Genomic DNA, 18,265 nt, shown 5'->3' with positions numbered 1-18,265 from the left:
CTTTAAGATTTGAATCATTTATCCATTTAGGATTTTCTACCTCCTCATCTAGCACCTTATAAAACTTTTCATTAAAGACATATGTACTATCAAATGGTAGCTCCACATCTTCACCTTTCAAGTTTTTAACAATGTTCTCATTTCTGTCCAAAACTACTCTTCTGAAACCAACATAACTTAATTTGGTAGTAGCTATAATTTCATTTGTTTGTGGATTAAAAGCAATATCAAATTTTTCATTAAAATTTGAAAAGTCATACTCTAATACTTCTGATCTTTGCCCTGTAGTAGGATCAACATAAACAACACAACCTGAGCTTATAGAGTCATTTTTCCCTATACTTTTTAGAACCAATTGTCCAGCTTTGTCATAATTAAGTATTTTTCCTGACAATTTTGGTGGGAAAAAATCTACAGTTTTTACTGCATTTAATAAACTTGTACATTGATGGCTTTGTGAAATTAAATTAGTTCCTTTAGAAAAGCCTTCATTCTTATTTTTATCAGTAACATTACTTAATTTTGATTTAATTGGGCATTCTATAGGTTTTAAATTATTGGTAATTTTAAAGATTGGAAGGTCAATTTTGTCTATAGAAAGACTTTGCCCACCCAAAAACTTATGCTGCCCCGCCTTACTCTCAAACTTACCCGCAGTGGTCGGTAAAACACCTGCTCCACTAATTTCAACTTGCGAACCATCTGCAATCAAAATAATTTTCTTATCCGCTTTAATCTCGATCTTGTCTTCAGTTGAAATAATTTGAATACCTTTACGCGCAATCAAATCCGCACCATCGCCTTGTGCTTGGATCTCAACTTTACCTTTTCCAGCAAATAATCTTGCCCCTTCTTGTGCTGCAAAAAGACTGATCTTTGATTGTGCATGTGCGACTATATTCTTTTGCGTACTCAATTGAATACTATCACCCGCAGTTTCATAGATTTGTCGATCGGCAGAAAGATGTAGATCTTCATTAGTAGCAAGCGCAACCGAATTGGGTGAGGCCAATAACATCAGGGCTTGCTTAAAGGTATCTGCTTGATTTTTTGCTTCACTGGATTCATCTTTTTCCAAAGATGAAATAAACGATTTCAAATGATCTAAATTTTCTAAAGGATCAGTTTGCTGGTTCTTGGCAACTTCACTTAAGGCCTTGGAATTATTTAGACTACTTTCTAACTGACTTTTCGCGGCGGTCGCATCGAGATGGTTACCTGAAGCTGAATCTTGAGCATGGGTACTCAGCAATAAACCTTGTCCTGCACGCACTGCTCCCCATTGGTCTGTTCTTAGTTCAAAGCCTTCGCCTCGTCCTTTACTGATATCAGTTTCTTTAGGATGACTTAGATTACCGAGGTTAAGTTGACTCGCGCCGTGACTACTTTGTAGCTGGCTGCTGATTTGGTCTGTGGTATCGTCAAATCTAAGCTGGCCATAGCCACTGCCTTTAACTTCTCGACTTTTGATTCCTGCTAATTTTTTGGTATCAGGCAATTGGCCTTTGTCATCAAATTTCGTTGGGCTTCGTTGCGCTTCATGGATACGCCCCACCACAAATGGTCGGTCAATATTGCCATCAAAGAAATCTATCACGACAATCTCGCCGATCCTCGGTAAGAACCGCGCACCATAACCTTCACCTGCCCACGGGGTCAGTACATCCACCCAAGCGGAATCGGTGTCGTTGTCATTGCTCCCTGCACCACCATCATGACTGTGATCTTCATTGCGAGTAAATAGGAAGCGAACTTTAATACGTCCCCATTCATCGACATGAATTTCTTCTCCACTTGGCCCAACCACTTTGGCACGTTGTGGATGGGTACTTGGACGGTGTTGTAGTGGATGGTATTCAGGAACAGTGGTGATATTACGACGTTGTAGTACCAATTGATTGGCTTGGCGTTCTGGGTTGTTTGAGTCTACATTTGAATTGACCCAATTGCTCTGTTGGAGCAAGTGATTGATTTGCTCGCTCAGATCTTTGGGTAAGTTGTTTTGGTTATAGAATGTCTTTGACGTGATCAGAAACTCTTTATCTGAGCCACTGTGTTGGTCTATTTCTGGGTGTTCGTTTAACTCAAACCAGTAACCTACTTGTGCATCACGTACAGTGGAGTTGGCAACAAATTGTTTGGATTGAGCATCGTAATAATGACTGAGGTTTTGGTTAATCTTTTCAATCTGATTGTTATTTGAAGCAGTTGCTTGGTCTTCACCATTCAGGTCTTGAATCCATGCCGGACTGATATGCCAAGCTTGTTCTAAACCGAGACTGGCATTGTTTTGATTTTGACTGTGTTGGTGTTTGCTTTGAACACTACCTGCACCCTCTTCTTGCTCTAACACATCTGCTTGCCAGCGTTGTACATGGACAGCGGTGGGTTGTAAGCTACGTTGCCCGATAAAGCTGGTAATGCTGTCTTGTTGTTCTGTGGCACTGCTGCGATGGAAGCGGATCTTTCTTCGTTCTAGTGCTTTGTATTCACTGTTATCATCCACCAAGCGCAGTTTTTGCGGCTGAATTTGAGTCGCAGAACTAGGTACAATCAATTGCGCTTCATCAATCAGCCAGTTGATCCCTTCACTGCGCATCAAGCGGCTTAAAAATGCATAGTCGCTTTCGTTACTCTGCATAATGAATGGTCGAATATCGTAATCTTTTTTAAGACCACTTTTATCGAGGCTTAGACTCGATGCAAAGAGTGGGCTTTTGTCTTGCCATTCTTTAAAGAGGGTTTCTATGACTTGCACAACCGACTTATTCATAAACACTCGGCTGTTACGGCGTTTATGCCACAGTGAAGTGGCATCTTCGAGTTTGAGTTTATATAACGTCAGTGCACCATCACTTTGCCCTTGTGCGGCCTCAGTAATCACCCCTGTGCTACGAAACAGTTGTCCATGATCTGTGACTTGATCAATGGCCACTTGGCTACCAATGAATTGTTTAAGCGGAATCACAGCCGAAGTGGCAAGGCAAATCAGTTCAATAGACACACCTTGGTTTAGACCATGTTGTCCATCGATACGTTGTAAGAAGACTTGGTTGTTTAAGTCTGTATTTGTAAATTGGATATGCAAAGCTCGTTTTTGTGCGTTTAGTCCAAGCTGATCCAATATTTTATAAATGCTATTTACTAAGCTGTTCATTTGAATGAGTTAATTATTATTAAAAAATATGTTTAGATTATAATCATAAGTCAAAATTCTGTCATTTTTAATTTTGTAAAATGATTTAATATCCATAATATAATTATTAAAATTCAATAAATTACATATAACACAAATTTATTAACCATTAAAAACAGGCTAAATAAATTTCAATATTTTTAAATCAATAAAAGGGAAATCATTACATATAACATAGACTGATTTCCACCCATCATGATCTTTTAACCTTTCTTCACTAAATAGTGAAATTCCTTATTCCCGGCATCATCTAGTACTTCTTCTTGTAAAATCAACTCATGACCGAGATGCATACAAAATTTAGGAATGTCCCAAGAGGTTGAATTATCAGTTGCAAATACTTCAACGACATCACCTGATTTAGATTTACGAATTGCTTGATGCAACATCATTACAGGCTCAGGACAACGTAGTCCACGCGTGTTTAATTGAATGCTTGCTGTAGGCATCGGCTCAGACATTATCTATTCTCAAAAAGAAGCGAAATCAGTCAATAATTTTAACACAAACTCAAATAATGAATAAGGCTTGCAATATATCTATAATATGACACATACATTCATCTATTTACCTTATTTAATAGATAGACATCTGTGTTTTCTTCGGTATGATAAAAAAACATTTACTAGATATTAAGCGTCTTTAGGAAAGATCATGCACGAGGAATCAGGCCCATCGTGGGGAATGCGTGGCTTACGCAAATGGTTAGGAACAGCGCCAGAAACCCGAGATGAACTGCTAAAATTAGTACAAGATTCACGTCGTTTTTTAGAACCCGATACTGTTGCAATGTTAGAAGGCGTATTAGACCTTCCTGCAACAAAAATCCGTGAAGTCATGACTCCGCGCACAGCGATGGTCAGTTTACAAGAAGATGATCAACTTCTTGATATTTTAGATATTCTTATTGAATCTGCACATTCACGTTTCCCTGTTTTCTCTTCTGATCAGCCTGAAAACGTGGTGGGTATTTTACTTGCTAAAGATCTTTTACCCTTTTTAACTGATCGCTCATCTGTTGTCGATGTGCATGCGTTAATGCGTCAGCCATTATTTGTCCCAGAAAGTGCACGATCCGACCAAGTTTTGAGAATGTTAAAAAACACTCAAACCCATATTGCCATTGTAATTGATGAATATGGTTCAACAGCAGGTCTGGTCACTTTAGAAGATATTCTGGAAGAGATTGTCGGCGAAATTGAAGATGAGCATGATAACGTTGACGAAGAAGCGCAATTTATCATTCCAGATACAACCCATACCACAGCCAATACATGGATTGTGCAAGCACTTACACCAATCGAACATTTTAACAATGTTTTAGATGCTGAATTTCCTGACGATGAAGTAGAGACTATGGGCGGATTACTGCTTCAAGAAATTGGTCTAGTGAGTGATCTTCAAGGCCAAGTGGTTGAGCTTGAAGATTGGGAATTTACAATTATTGAAGCAGATGCACGCACTATTCATCTGATTCGAGCTGTACATAAATGAGAGCATACTTTGACAAGCTGTTAAATTCATCACAACAACAAAAACAGCTGCCCTTCATTTTCCCATTATTGATTTCGTTAATGTCAGGCGCAGTGTTCAGTTTAGCACTAGCGCCTTATTATTGGTGGTGGTTGGCAATTTTATCGCCTGCCCTACTGTATGCTTGCTTAAAAAGCCGTACACCACGCCAAGCATTTGCGATTGGCTTAAGCTATGGTTTTGGCCTATGGTTTGTTGGCGCATTCTGGCTCTATACATCGATTCATGTGTATGGAGATACCAATGCTGTATTAAGTGTCTTGATGATCGCCATCATGGCCATTGTCATGGGGCTTTTTACCGCGATTCAGACTTGGGTATATCGTAGATTCTTTCCTGAAACGCCATTAACTTTCGCTCCTTTGTGGGTTATTTTTGAATGGTCGAAGACTTGGGTCTTTACGGGTTTTCCATGGTTATTTGCAGGTTACGCATTCACTGAACGACTCTTAGATGGCTATGCTCCACTTTTTGGTGTGTTTGCAGTATCTTTTGTTGTGATTATCCTTGCTTGTGCATTGGTTGAAATTTTAAATAGAAAAGTCTTTTGGATCTTTCCTGCAATCATTTTAATCCTTGGCGCATGGGGCGCATCGTTTATCACTTTCGTACAACCGAAAGCAGAAAAGCCGCTCTCCGTTTCTTTGATTCAAGGCAATATTCCGCAAGATTTAAAATGGTTGACTGAATATCAGGTTAAAACCTTAGAAATTTACGTCAATTTAAGCCGTACTGAATGGGGGCGTGATCTGATTGTTTGGCCAGAATCCTCGATTCCACTGTTCCAAACAGATATTCAACAATTCTTGGATATGATGGATCAACAAGCCAAAAGTTCAGGCACAGCATGGGTAACGGGTATTCCTTATTGGGACTTAAAAGAATCGCAGAAAAATGGCTATCCAATGTACTACAACAGTATGATGGCTTCTGGCGCGGATTCTTCAGGCTTATATAAAAAACAACGTCTGGTGCCTTTTGGTGAATATATTCCACTTTCAGGATTATTGGCTTGGGTGTTACCTGCGCTACAAAATGATCCATCCATGAGTGGATTTTCCCAAGGTGCATCCAATCAGAAACCTTTTAATATTAAAGGACATGATTTAGCTGCAGCCATTTGTTATGAAGTGGCCTATCCGAATCTCACTCGACGAAATGCGATTAATAGTGACTTTTTAGTGACTGTTTCTAATGATGCTTGGTTCACCGGTACAGCAGGCCCATTACAACATCTTCAAATGGTGCAAATGCGTGCCAAGGAAAATGGACGTTGGTTTATTCGTGCAACCAATACAGGCGTAACAGCATTTATTGACCACAATGGGCATATTGTAAAACAAGCCCCTGTAGATCAAAAAGCTGTGCTTCGTGGTGATTTACCAGCCATGCAAGGTGAAACTTGGTACACCCGCTTTAGCGATTACCCTATTTTATTGCTATCCCTCTTATTATTAATTTTAGGCTGGATCTATCGACCGAAAGCAGTCGATATTAGCTTTAAATCTAGACGTTAATGCTTGAATCCCTCATCTCTGGTTTAAGGAGATGAGGTTAGCTTCAACAAAGCGCTTGATTCAATCATTAAAGTAACTTTGTGCCCAATGGTACATTTGCATCAGGCACACACAACGTCACATGCCCATCTTGATTATGGAAACCCGTCACTAAACACTCTGATTGAATCGGTCCAATTTGTTTTTTTGGAAAGTTCACAACAGCAACCACAAGCTTCCCAATTAAATCTTCAGGTTGATACAGGTTGGTAATTTGCGCACTCGATTTCTTTACACCAAGCACTTCACCAAAATCAACATGCAAAATATAAGCAGGATTTCGCGCTTTCTCAAACACTTCGGCTTGAATAATTTTTCCTACCCGTAACTCTACTTTAAGAAAATCATTCCATTCTATTTGTTGCATTGCTGAGTCCTCGTATTTTTATCAATTCATCTCAAGAGATAAAATCATTTTAGATAAATTTAAAGCGATCAACCTTATACAAAACAGACAAATGATCCTGTTAAAAAGACAATCATGTTCAATCCAGACTCAATCCAAGCCCTATCAAAACGAAATTGAAAATATTTTCGGCGCATTTTTTATTATATTTTTTTCAAGTTTATGCTAAATTATTTTCGCTGATCATAAAGTCGTAAACGTTTACGTCAATCAACGTGCCAACATATCTCCAACAAGGCTTGGGGCTATTTAAATCAAGATTTTAATATTTTGGTTCGGCACTGGCGTTTGTTGGTTTACGGAGTAAAAAATGCAAAATTCTAAATCATCTTATTTTAATTTTAAAAAGATTCCACATCGCTATGCAGCGATTGTTTTACCTTTGTTACTGTCTATTATCATGACATTTATTGTTTCATGTATCAGTACATTCAGAAGCATGGGTTTTGAGAATTTTTCGCTATACACATGGCTTTCAGCTTGGGGGATTTCTTGGCTGATTGCCTTTCCAGTGTTACTGTTTATCTTACCTATTGTGCGCAAAATCACCATGAGCCTGGTTCAACCGACTTAGTTGAATAAATCTGAATCATTAAATTGTAGTGCAAAAAAACCGAGGATTATACTTATACCCTCGGTTTTCCATGATATTTCAACTAAAGTTGAGTCACCAAATAAGACATCATTGCAGCTAAAAATAACATTGGCACATAACGATATGAACGTACTAAATATTGTTCTAATAATGATGAGAATTCAGTTTTTAACTGAAATACTGTCAAATTTAAGGCATTATAAAAACTAATAATAGATAATGCACTAAATACGCTAATCGCCATAAAACCAATCATGATCTGGCTATTGGCATCGGCAACTTGCCAAATATTGAGAAAAAACTGGCTAATCGGTAATAGGCTCAAAATTAAAAGAACAGATTTGAGCATAGTCCAATGAAATTGGCTGATTTCATCTGGTAATAATAATGCTTTCATCTCATCCTCCTAAGCAATTCAGATTGCCCTGAGAACTATTATGCAAGCTTTTAATTAAATAAAAAGTCTATTTTTATACACAATTTAACTTTCTTGTAACTATTAAATATGGGAATAATTCTTATTATAACTCTCAAACATCGTTATTTTAAATAGCTGTTATATTTCAATAAATTAAATACACTTTAGCAAACAAGAAAGATTATCACTTCACTCAAGATTTATTAACTCGATTAAATGAAGTGATTAATCCCATAAATAATAACTTAAATAATCTTCAATTAAGGTTGGTAATAAATATCTGCATCATTTCCTTCACCACCTTGTTTACCATCGGCACCAAAAGAATATAAATCAAATTTACGACCTTCAGAACCAGGGATCACATATTGAATATCATTTTCCCAACTGTCTTTCGGATAACCACCTTTAACATAACCACCAGGTAACCAGTTTTTAGCCGTTGCAGGTTGATTTACAAGCGCGTCTAAACCACCTTCTTGGCTTGTCGGATAACGCCCATTGTCCAGTTTATACTGGTCTAAAGCACCCGCTACACCTTTTAATGCAATTTTAGTGGTGTCAACTTTGGCTTTTTCACCACGTCCCATCACATTGGGTACGATCAATGCTGCAAGTACGCCTAAAATAACAATCACAACCATCACTTCAATTAAGGTAAAACCTGACTGACGAGTCCTATTCATCTTTCGTTGCATCTGCTTACTCTCTATATATTCTTTATAAAAATAATTGGCTTAAATCATATTGTTCATATTGACGATTGGCAACATGACTGCAATCACAATAACCAAAACAATACCAGCCATAAACACCAACATTAAGGGTTCCAGTAAAGCCAATAATGTTGAAATAAACGAGGATACTTCTCGATCCTGCATATCTGATGCACGGCTTAACATTCGATCTAACTCACCCGAAGCTTCACCGCTTTTAATCATTTGTACCATCATCGGTGGGAAATAACCACAACGCTCCAATTGTGTTGCAAGATTTCCACCTTCTGTGACTTTCTCTGCTGCAATATTAACAGCATCTCGTATCACCCAATTGCTACTCACCGCTGCTCCAATTTTTAAAGCATCAACCAATGGCACGCCTGATTGGGTAAGAATAGATAAGGTACTGGCAAAACGCGCTGCATTTATACCACGAGATAATTTACCAAATAATGGCAATCTGAGTGTTAAACGATCAAAAGCATAGTGCCCCGCAGAAGTTCGCAGGAATCGAATTAATAAAAAGATCCCAACCACACTAAACACCAGCATAAAGGGCCAAGCCTGCCGAATAATCTCACTGGCTTTCATTAACGCCACAGTGATCCATGGCAAGGCTTGCTTACTTTGGTCAAAGGTTTTAACAATGTCTGGAACAACATACGTCATTAACCCCATCACAATCGCAAAAGACATAAACATCAAGATGATTGGATAGATCATCGCACCTTGAATTTTCTTTTGCATGGCAAAGCGGTTTTCGGTGTAATCAGATAATTGATCTAAAATTAAATCTAAATGTCCTGAACGTTCACCCGCAGCAACAGTCGCAATATACAAATCTGGAAAGCGTCCTGTTTGTTGCATCGCTTGAGCCAAAGAGTGCCCTTCAAGCACTTTTGAACGTGCTGAGAGTAAAAGATTTTGTACATGCACTTTTTCACTTTGTTTGGCAACTGCTCGTAATGCTTCCTCTAAAGGAATTGCAGCAGCGACCAAAACAGAAAGTTGACGTGTCATTAAAGCCAGATCATAAGCCGAGAATTTACGTTGAAAAAATCCTGAACTTTTATTTTTATCTTTTTGTTCAACAGCATCCACCGTGACAGGAATCAATTCCTTGTCCCGTAGTTGTTGTCGAATCTGGCGTGCGGAATCTCCTTCTAACACGCCTTTTTGCTGCTTTCCTGAAGCATCAATTGCAGTAAATTGATATGCTGGCATTATTATGCTCTAGTTTTCCAAAATTTTTTGATTACGCTGTTGCGTCATACCCTATAAATCATTCATATTCATGTTTATAGATGACTGTTACACTCTAACACAAGCCGAATCTGGACATGAAACAATTTCATCACAGCCTCACTAAATTAATGAGTCACTAAATTAAAAATGTCGAATACCCTTGCTACGCCACAGACGATTTATCGTATTCAAGTTGCTGTTCCAGTCTATTTGAATGACTGCTTTGATTACCAAGTCACCGCTGAACAATATGCGCAAGCTGAAGTCGGTGCGCGTGTTGCAGTGTCTTTTGGCAGACAAAATCTGATTGGTGTTATTGTTAAGAAAGTACCGATTGATGAACCTGTGGATTCCCATTTTAAACTCAAAGCCATTACTGAACTGTTAGATGAACAGGCCATTCTAGACAGTAAAGTTTTAAGTTTATTGACATGGTCATCACAATATTATCAATTTCCTATCGGTGAAGTGATTCAAACGGCGTTACCTACCTTATTACGTCAAGGTAAACCTTATAATTTATTGGCACGTATCTGGAAACTTTTAGACTTACATGCCGAAGACAAAGTTAAGCGTTCTGAAAAACAACAAGAAGCCTATAAAATTTTAAAGCTACACCCGAAAGGGACACAGGAAAATATTCTTAATTTAAGTGGTGTTGAAACAGCCACACTCAAAGTCCTTGAGAAAAAAGACATTGTTCGTTGTGATTTGGAACCACAAAATGTCACGCCAGAACCTGTGCAATTGGCACAGATGCCACTCACGCCAAATGACGATCAGAAGAAAGCCATTCAAGCGATTTTAAAAGCGCAAAAAAAATATCAAGCATTTCTATTGGATGGTTTAACTGGGAGTGGTAAAACCGAAGTTTATTTGCAAGTGATGCATGAAGTACTTAAACAAGGCAAACAAGTCTTGGTTTTAGTGCCTGAAATCGGCTTAACCCCACAAACCATCAGTCGTTTTCAATCACGTTTTCATTGCAATATCGCCTTACTGCACTCAGGCTTAAATGATACTAAACGTTTACAAGCATGGCAGCATGCGCAAACGGGCAAAGCCTCTATTATTTTAGGTACACGCTCTGCAATTTATACGCCTTTGCCACATTTGGGTTTGATTATTTTAGATGAAGAGCATGATCTTTCTTTTAAACAACAAGAAGGCTTTCGCTATCATGCTCGCGATGTGGCCATGTATCGTGCACATTTAGAAAATTGCCCGATTATCTTAGGTTCTGCCACGCCAAGCATCGACAGTTATTATCTTGCTCGCCAAGAAAAGCTGACACGGATTGAGTTAAATCAACGTGCTGGTGCCGCAATCATGCCGAAAATGCATTTGATTGATTTAAAAGTGGCAAAAAAACAGCATGGCTTAAGTGATGTTTTGATTGCTGAAATCAAAAAACGTTTAGAGAAAAAAGAACAAGTTCTGATTTTTTTAAATCGGCGCGGTTACGCCCCCGTGCTTATCTGTGAAAGTTGTGGTTGGCAGGCCAATTGCCCCAACTGCGATGCTCACTTTACCCTGCATTTAAAGCCTTATCAGCATTTACATTGCCACCATTGTGGTACGATTAACCGTATGCCTGATACTTGCCCACAATGCAATCAACAACAATTAAAGCCTATCGGTATGGGAACCGCCAAAGTTGAAGAAACTTTGAATGAGTTGTTCCCTCATTTCCCCGTTCTACGCGTAGATCGTGACTCAACCAGTCGGGTTGGTAGTTGGCAAAAGATTTATGATCAAATCCAAAAAAGCGAACCGACCATTTTACTTGGCACTCAAATGCTGGCAAAAGGACATCACTTTCCTTATGTCACCTTAGTGGCAATTTTGGATATCGATGCAGGTTTATTGAGCGTGGATTTCCGTGCTACAGAACGTACTGCGCAATTGATTATTCAAGTTGCTGGCCGTGCGGGTCGTGGTGAAATGAAAGGTGAGGTCTATTTACAAACCCTAAGACCTGATCATCCGTTATTAAACACCTTGATTCATAATGACTATCGGACCTTTGCCAAACAAACCTTAAAAGATCGCCAAGCAGCACTACTTCCACCCTTTCGTTATACAGCTTTGATCCGTTGTGATTCAAAGTATCAGGAAGAAAATTTAAAGTTTTTGACTGAAATGACGCAGCTCCTTAAACAAACTGCCGAAGAGAATTTAATTGATATTTGGGGACCGATTCCAGCGCCAATGGAGCGTAAAGCAGGGCGTTACCAAGCCCATGTGGTTTTGCTTTCTCAAGATCGGGCAAAAATGCATTTTTATATTCGCCAATGGTGGCAACAGCTGTTACATAGCAAACCTTCTACGATGAAAGTCACCATAGATGTTGATCCGCAAGAATTGAGTTGAGTTTATTGTTGTATGTTGAATATCCTCATATCTTGATTTAATTGCTTGCATAACCGAATATTGATGTATTACAACCACTTCCTGCCATTAAGTAAATTGTAATTATCAGTATTTTTATCAATTTCATGGTGCTGATTCCAATTCAATACTTTTTATTCAATATATTTAGGACTTAGCTCTCGACAGATAAAAAATACTATTTTTCTAGCAGATATGATTATTTCGAAGTTTTCCAAAAAAGTACTTAATTCAATAGATAAAAAGTAATCAACATCCCATGATTTTGCTTTTTCCATAGTTAGAGGTAGATTATGTATCAAATTCAAAATCATACCTGCACTATAGAAATCTGAGGATTGTATTTGCAATAGTACTTCTCTTAAACAAAAATCAAATATCCTCCGCGTACTTTCAACTGGAATAGATGACAAATTATCTATTGCGTCTCGAAGGGAAGGGGCAACACACTCATTTATCCTTCTATTTAGTAAAATATTTCTACTACCTATTATGTCTGCCCAAATAGGATTAATTTTACTATCCATTAGTAACCTCCCTCCTATTTCTTCAACCTAGCCATAGAAAACTAAAAAAAGTTGAATAGTTAATATTTAGTATCAAGTAGAAGTTTCAATATTAAGAGTTAATCATCATTTCGAACACTTCCTAACTCTTCTGCTCGATCATACCAAATAGCTCCAAGAACTTTATTCTTTCTAGTACCGATACCAAAATAATAGCATCTAGAAACTTCATAAACCGCTTCAGATGAGCCTCTTAAAGCTGATTGTAAATATAATAAAAACGCTTTTTTTTGATTTTTAGAAACATATACTCCTCTTTCATAACTAACAGCCAAATCATACATTGCATCAGGCCATTTCATTTCTGCCGCTTTTTTTAGATATTCAGTTCCTTTGACATAATCTTGTTCCAAAAAATGACCACCATGTAAATACCATGTTGCAATTGCGTAAGTTGCTTCTGGAGATCCTCGTTTATATGCAAGGTCTAATAGCTTATAAGCTTGTTCGTAATCTGGAATATCTTGTTTTACTAGCTCGCGGGCTGTTTGTATCAATTCATCATTTTTCAAAACTTTCTCCTTTTAATTACACTTATCCCCCCTACCTATTGCTCCACAAATTAGATTATATAAATAAATATCACTCTCTAACTGTTAAAATAATTTCAATCTATTAGTGAATAATCCTTCTAATCTTTTCACAGTCTGTTTCATATCCATTGAGTGGTAAACTATTTAACATCGATTCAAATTGCTGCTTCTTTTTTTGATCATTTGAATTGATCATTGATTTGGATTGACTAGAGAGAGAAGCCATTGCTTCTGAATAGCATAGGTTTAAGCTAAAAGAGTTTAGTACACTTCCTAAATAGAAAGCTGTGATAACCAATAAGAGGTAAATTATAGCAAATAGAAATATTTTAAAATTTTTCATATTTATAACCTTACATTAACAACAAGAATAGAAAACTATAAAACAGCCCCTGTGGAGCCTATAAACAAATACAAGTCGTAACCTCATAGATTAAATCCCAACATCATTTATAATATTTCTTTTGGAGAAAACTAAATCTTACATTCTCAACACTATCTAAGATAATTAAAACTATTTTCCTTTATCATAACTTCTCTCTTTTAGCTTAACATCAAAATATTCTACCCAATTTTCCAACATTTGGATTTCATCTCCAGATACGTTTTTAGATCTATGTCTACTGATAAATTCTTTTAAGTCATTGATTAATAATTCAGTATCTTCTAACTTTACACTTTCATAAAAAATTAAGCTTTGATCATGATTTCTTGAGATTTTATCACCACAAGTGACCAAAAGAGCAGTATAAAAATCTACTCTTTCATTCTGTTCTAGACCTTGATTTTCTTTAATCTCATAGTCGATAGAGGTCCATAAATAAGTCGGTATTTTTTCACTAGGCAACCTCATACATATATTCACAACTTTAAATTTTAATAGATTAGACTCTACAAAATCTAACTTATGAAATATAGAAATTAAATAAACACATCCTATTAAAAGAAGACCAATCATTAAAGAAAACAAGAATAAACGTAATTTATTTTTAGTTAACAATTTCTATTTCTCCATACCGAGTCATCGGTTTATTTGGGGAATACCATGGTTCTTCATATGTGACTTGAGATGTTTTCGTACTATTCAATAATTTTGAAACTTTTTCCCAATTGTTATTATTAGTACTATCAACAGTTACACATCCATGGCTAACTGTGCCTGAATGTAAACGAAAGCCACCACGCCCATTGTAAAAATCATCTAATTTACCATCTCCTTTTCTTAATAAACCATACCATCCAACTTGATGATTTTTAGGATTAGGATTATTCGTAATAATATAAGTTCCATTAGGTGCAGGTATTTCTTTACCTGACCCTGGACTTACAATTTGCCCCATTGATATATGACCACCAGAAAATGCTGTGGTAACAACCATCTGTTTCGTATCTATATCCATAACGGCCAAACGATTTGTAGTGCGATTTAAAACAGCTCTAACTTCAAGCCCTTTTGGATCTACAAAATTTATAGGATTATTTCCTACATAAGCATAGGTATTTAAACCTCCAGCCAATCCAATCGGATCACTCTGAGTATAACGCCCTATACTTGCATCATAATAACGGTTCCAGTTATACCAAAGTGTACTCTCTGCATCATAATATTGCCCAGGGAATCCAAGATTAAAAACACCTAATGTTTCATTCGTCACTGTACGCCCAAAACTACCGTTAGAAGCCTTCCACACCACCGACTTATTTGGGGCAGTAATTGATTCTGCCCGACCCAAATGATCATTGTGTATGAAATGTACATCACCTCTTGTGAACAGAGCGATAGGTTCGCCACCTAACCAGATATAGAAACGGCCTATGCTACCAACTCGCCATGTCTCTGCTGTTAAACGACCATCAGGCGTATAAATATAATCTGTGTGGGCTGAACCATTGACTTTACGACTGCGAAGATTGTCCACATCATAATCATAACGGGTAACGCTTTCACCTGATTTCACTGTTTTAAGACGCCCAAAACCATCATAAGCATAGTTGTAATTAGCTGTCCCGACCGGACCTGTACGAGCAGTTAAGTTTCCAAGTGTGTCATAACTATACGATTGTATACCCGCAGCAGTGGTCATTGATTTAAGCTGATTTCCAGCAGAAATTTCATAACGTGCTGCATTACTGGACTGGTTCAGTCTGTTCGACCCCGTATCGTAGCCCCATCTTAGTGCTTGTACATTTGTACTAGAACCAAGTAAACGGCCCATCGCATCATATTCATGACTAAGGCTCTTGCTATCGTCTACAACATCTTTGACTTGCGTGATCCAGTCATTGCTGTTGTAGCTGTAATCATAGTTTTGTAAGTTTCCACGAATACCAGTCAAGCGATAATCCTGATCATAACTGCGCTTTTCAGTCAGACCATTGCCATAGGTCCAACTTTTAACTCCACCATAGGGTTCATAAAGAATATTACTCACCACAGTTATGATAATATCTGTATCGAATTTGAATATTACCTCCTTGACTCGATTCAGTTCGTCATATATATACACGGTATTAAATATTAGTTCATGACCTTCTTGAAACACACGGTCATAATCATCGTATAACCATTAATAATTGTATTCTGTACCATCAATTTTAGTCACTTGAACGGTGAGTTGGCCTGATTTGGTATAACCATATCCTTTACCCGTTACCCCATCTGACGTTGCACACAAACGGCCGATACCAAATGTACAGTCATCATAACGCCAGACCTGAACCTGATCACCTGTCCTGGCCTGAGTTTTTCGATTCAAGGCATCATAGTTATAATTGGTGATACTGCCATCGGCACGGGTCAAGCTAATGAGATTCCCATCATTGTCATAAGTGTAGCTGGTTTGACCGGTGGCTGGGCTCTTCTGGGTAAGAACTTCCCCGAAACCGTTATAGCTATAGGTGGTTGTATTACCAGCTGGATCAGTGACTGAGGTTAAGTTACCCAGGGAATCCCATGTGTATCTTACAATTGAGCCATCTGGCTGACCTTCTGTCAGCAAACGCCCCATGGCATCATAGCTAAAGGTTTTTACCTGGCCCAGTGCATTGCTTTGTTTAATCACATTGCCATTGCCATCATATTCCCGAGCAATGTTCTGACCATTATTACCTTTGTCTGCTGTTATCCAACCCAACTGGTTTTGGTCATTTGCTCGAGCGTAGCGAACAGTATTACCTTCACGATACTCTACTCGTTGTAGGACACCCAAATTGGAATAACTGTAGTTCTGCTGGCTAATGACATTGCCATCGGTACCATGACTAATACTGGCAATCGTTCCATTATCATTATAAGTCGTTGTTTCAACCATTCCATTTGGATAGCTGGTTTTGGTACGGCCGAAGGGCCCGTATTCATAACGTGTTTGGATATACCTCGCCAGTGAATTTTTTAAGGCTTCACTGGTTACTCGCCCCCGACTGTCATAGCTGTATTGAATGTCTTGCCCATTGGCTGAAGTAATTTTACCCACATTGCCTAAAGCATCATAATTGCTATATGTCGTGGTTTGCCCCAAGGCATTCTTAAACTCGATCAGATTTCCAGCTGTGTCATACATATAACGGCTGATCTTTCCATTTTTAGTGACGGCCATCGTTGCCAGCATCGTATTGGCATGGAAGGTATAACTGTATTGTTCTTTACGACAACTGTGTTGGTCGCAGACGGAGAAGCTTTTTAAGCGGTTTTTAGTGGGTTCATTGGCAGCATAATAACTATAAGTTTCCTCTCGAATTAAACGATTAGATCCATCAAGCATTTGAATTTGAGTGATTAAACTGGTTTCTCCAAGGTAGCTATATTTTTTGATATACGCATTGGAAGCATTACCATTTTGGATACCTATAGTTTCTTGAGTGACTCTGCCAAAACGATCACGCTGATATTGTGTCTCTACGCCATTCCAGTCTTTGGTGGAAATCACATATCCATTGTTATCGTAAGTATTTTCCATACTGCTATTCGGGCAGTTATTTACCCCACTTCTTTCTACTTTAGCCAGTTTATTTTTTTTATTATCTGTATAAATATATTTAATAACTGCACCTAAAGGATTGGTAACAATTGTATAATTATCACCAAAAGTTAACCTATCAACTTGTGTACCATCACTCCGGCCACTTTGAACTGCTTTGTTTCCATTAAAATAATAACTATTGTAAGGCTTGCGATTTATCCATATCCCACTCAGCATATGATAAGAGTCAGCTCCATTTTCGCCATAATAATATGTACGTGTGCCTGTATTTTTAGGATAAGAAACTAGATAAAGTGAGCGGTAGTTATGGTGGTATGAATAAATATTTCCAGCAGGGTCTATCACTTCTGAGAGTTCACCCGCATACCAAATTAACTTAATAGATCTTCCATTTGTATGTGTGACTTTAATTAATCTTTTATTTTCATCATAAGAAAGTATCCAACCGATACCATAAGCATTCTTTTTACTAAGCAACCTTCCATTTAGTGTATAAGTTTCAACCCCACCATCTGGTAGGGTAACAATAAATTCGTTATTAGATTTCTGAATACGCGTTAATTCATTTAAGTAATAATTTTCACCATTAGGTAATTGTCGAACTCTCTTTCCCTGGGGATCTATAGCTAAACGATAATCAAAATTATGCCTCCATTTTCCATTGACTGAAAAATTCGCAGTACCAGTAGCAAAAGAATCATAATAGCGAATAAACGCTAAAGGCATCTCACCAGTGGTTGTAAAATCTAGCTCCTGCTGTATTTTTTTCCCATTTGCAATCACGATAGGATTAGAAGTACTATCCGCGGAACATTCCCTTGCCTCAAAAGCAGGAACAACAAGCTCCGTATCCTCAGAACTCGACGTTGGACCCGTGCTCGTAGAACCACCTCCCCCACCAGAACCACCACCAGGCCAAGGATCATATATACTAGGGAGTGGACTTGGTTTTATAGCCTCTACTTCTATTCTTGGTAATTGACCTACGCCCCCGCTTCCACCAAAATCTGGAAAAAAATTTCTTCCATGACTATTTTCACATTGTGATTTTATTCTTTCCCAATAACTGCAATCAGTTCTAGTATTACATAGTTGATATTCCATTTGGCATGCTTCTAAAGCTATAG

General features: G+C 37.9%; 14 protein-coding genes and 1 pseudogene. 4 read left to right on the top strand and 11 right to left on the bottom strand.

From position 1 onward, the window contains the following. Positions 1-592: 592 nt before the first annotated feature. Both AC07WY_RS12750 and tusA read right to left on the bottom strand, forming a co-directional pair. Positions 593-3,157: pseudogene (locus AC07WY_RS12750) on the bottom strand (type VI secretion system Vgr family protein); the annotation flags it as partial. 242 nt (positions 3,158-3,399) lie between these two features. Then, entirely contained in the window at positions 3,400-3,657 is a 258-nt protein-coding gene (gene tusA, locus AC07WY_RS12745) for a sulfurtransferase TusA (RefSeq protein ID WP_004725563.1), read from the bottom strand. Positions 3,658-3,850: 193 nt separating this feature from the next. On the opposite strand from tusA, the gene AC07WY_RS12740 reads away from it, so the two are divergent. Together AC07WY_RS12740 and lnt are read left to right on the top strand one after the other, a co-directional pair. Further along, positions 3,851-4,690: a CorC family transporter gene (locus tag AC07WY_RS12740; protein WP_004816763.1), complete on the top strand. Its 840-nt coding sequence runs from the start codon at positions 3,851-3,853 to the stop codon at positions 4,688-4,690. Next, positions 4,687-6,246: an apolipoprotein N-acyltransferase gene (gene lnt / locus AC07WY_RS12735; protein WP_154131012.1), complete on the top strand. Its 1,560-nt coding sequence runs from the start codon at positions 4,687-4,689 to the stop codon at positions 6,244-6,246. The genes AC07WY_RS12740 and lnt overlap by 4 nt, the downstream gene beginning before the upstream one ends. A 67-nt stretch (positions 6,247-6,313) precedes the next feature. Here the strand turns inward: lnt and AC07WY_RS12730 are convergent, their stop codons facing one another. Beyond that, positions 6,314-6,652: a tRNA-binding protein gene (locus AC07WY_RS12730; RefSeq protein ID WP_105713855.1), complete on the bottom strand. Its 339-nt coding sequence runs from the start codon at positions 6,650-6,652 to the stop codon at positions 6,314-6,316. A gap of 349 nt (positions 6,653-7,001) precedes the next feature. Here AC07WY_RS12730 and AC07WY_RS12725 point away from each other — a divergent pair, with 349 nt between their 5' ends. After that, positions 7,002-7,265: a DUF2798 domain-containing protein gene (locus tag AC07WY_RS12725; protein WP_034617824.1), complete on the top strand. Its 264-nt coding sequence runs from the start codon at positions 7,002-7,004 to the stop codon at positions 7,263-7,265. A gap of 82 nt (positions 7,266-7,347) precedes the next feature. Here AC07WY_RS12725 and AC07WY_RS12720 read toward each other — a convergent pair whose 3' ends face one another. The 3 genes from AC07WY_RS12720 to gspF all read right to left on the bottom strand — a co-directional run bounded on the left by AC07WY_RS12720 (position 7,348) and on the right by gspF (position 9,647). Continuing rightward, complete coding sequence (locus AC07WY_RS12720) at positions 7,348-7,683, bottom strand: hypothetical protein (RefSeq protein ID WP_004725552.1); 336 nt, start codon at positions 7,681-7,683, stop codon at positions 7,348-7,350. Positions 7,684-7,964: 281 nt separating this feature from the next. Then, positions 7,965-8,402, bottom strand: coding sequence for a type II secretion system major pseudopilin GspG (gene gspG / locus AC07WY_RS12715; protein ID WP_004725550.1), 438 nt, complete (start codon positions 8,400-8,402; stop codon positions 7,965-7,967). 39 nt (positions 8,403-8,441) lie between these two features. After that, the gene (gene gspF, locus AC07WY_RS12710) at positions 8,442-9,647 is read right to left on the bottom strand and encodes a type II secretion system inner membrane protein GspF (protein ID WP_004725548.1); all 1,206 of its coding nucleotides are present in this window, start codon (positions 9,645-9,647) and stop codon (positions 8,442-8,444) included. A 168-nt stretch (positions 9,648-9,815) separates the two neighbouring features. Here gspF and AC07WY_RS12705 point away from each other — a divergent pair, with 168 nt between their 5' ends. Then, positions 9,816-12,041, top strand: a complete 2,226-nt coding sequence (locus tag AC07WY_RS12705; RefSeq protein ID WP_494736472.1) for a primosomal protein N' — start codon at positions 9,816-9,818, stop codon at positions 12,039-12,041. A gap of 152 nt (positions 12,042-12,193) precedes the next feature. Here AC07WY_RS12705 and AC07WY_RS12700 read toward each other — a convergent pair whose 3' ends face one another. The 5 genes from AC07WY_RS12700 to AC07WY_RS12680 form a co-directional block, all read right to left on the bottom strand. Then, the gene (locus AC07WY_RS12700) at positions 12,194-12,586 is read right to left on the bottom strand and encodes a hypothetical protein (protein WP_419337593.1); all 393 of its coding nucleotides are present in this window, start codon (positions 12,584-12,586) and stop codon (positions 12,194-12,196) included. Between the two features lie 98 nt (positions 12,587-12,684). Continuing rightward, a complete protein-coding gene (locus AC07WY_RS12695) occupies positions 12,685-13,137 on the bottom strand; it encodes a tetratricopeptide repeat protein (protein ID WP_419337594.1) in 453 nt (150 codons plus the stop codon). Positions 13,138-13,672: 535 nt separating this feature from the next. Beyond that, entirely contained in the window at positions 13,673-14,158 is a 486-nt protein-coding gene (locus AC07WY_RS12690; RefSeq protein ID WP_419337595.1) for a hypothetical protein, read from the bottom strand. Continuing rightward, the gene (locus tag AC07WY_RS12685; RefSeq protein WP_494736471.1) at positions 14,148-15,590 is read right to left on the bottom strand and encodes an RHS repeat-associated core domain-containing protein; all 1,443 of its coding nucleotides are present in this window, start codon (positions 15,588-15,590) and stop codon (positions 14,148-14,150) included. The genes AC07WY_RS12690 and AC07WY_RS12685 overlap by 11 nt, the downstream gene beginning before the upstream one ends. Before the next feature lie 135 nt (positions 15,591-15,725). Continuing rightward, complete coding sequence (locus AC07WY_RS12680; RefSeq protein ID WP_494736491.1) at positions 15,726-18,242, bottom strand: RHS repeat domain-containing protein; 2,517 nt, start codon at positions 18,240-18,242, stop codon at positions 15,726-15,728. Positions 18,243-18,265 lie beyond the last annotated feature (23 nt).

This window comes from Acinetobacter sp. GW821-FHT01C12 (assembly GCF_059422625.1).
Note: the sequence above shows the minus strand (reverse complement) of the source record. Positions and strands in the feature narration are given on the sequence as shown.

Bases quoted from the DNA above. Each gene is read 5' to 3' on its own strand.
- tusA (WP_004725563.1), bottom strand. From the start codon at position 3,657: ATGTCTGAGCCGATGCCTACAGCAAGCATTCAATTAAACACGCGTGGA.
- AC07WY_RS12705 (WP_494736472.1), top strand. From the start codon at position 9,816: ATGTCGAATACCCTTGCTACGCCACAGACGATTTATCGTATTCAAGTT.
- AC07WY_RS12730 (WP_105713855.1), bottom strand. From the start codon at position 6,652: ATGCAACAAATAGAATGGAATGATTTTCTTAAAGTAGAGTTACGGGTA.
- lnt (WP_154131012.1), top strand. From the start codon at position 4,687: ATGAGAGCATACTTTGACAAGCTGTTAAATTCATCACAACAACAAAAA.
- AC07WY_RS12725 (WP_034617824.1), top strand. From the start codon at position 7,002: ATGCAAAATTCTAAATCATCTTATTTTAATTTTAAAAAGATTCCACAT.
- AC07WY_RS12700 (WP_419337593.1), bottom strand. From the start codon at position 12,586: ATGGATAGTAAAATTAATCCTATTTGGGCAGACATAATAGGTAGTAGA.
- gspF (WP_004725548.1), bottom strand. From the start codon at position 9,647: ATGCCAGCATATCAATTTACTGCAATTGATGCTTCAGGAAAGCAGCAA.
- gspG (WP_004725550.1), bottom strand. From the start codon at position 8,402: ATGCAACGAAAGATGAATAGGACTCGTCAGTCAGGTTTTACCTTAATT.
- AC07WY_RS12720 (WP_004725552.1), bottom strand. From the start codon at position 7,683: ATGAAAGCATTATTATTACCAGATGAAATCAGCCAATTTCATTGGACT.
- AC07WY_RS12680 (WP_494736491.1), bottom strand. From the start codon at position 18,242: ATGGAATATCAACTATGTAATACTAGAACTGATTGCAGTTATTGGGAA.
- AC07WY_RS12740 (WP_004816763.1), top strand. From the start codon at position 3,851: ATGCACGAGGAATCAGGCCCATCGTGGGGAATGCGTGGCTTACGCAAA.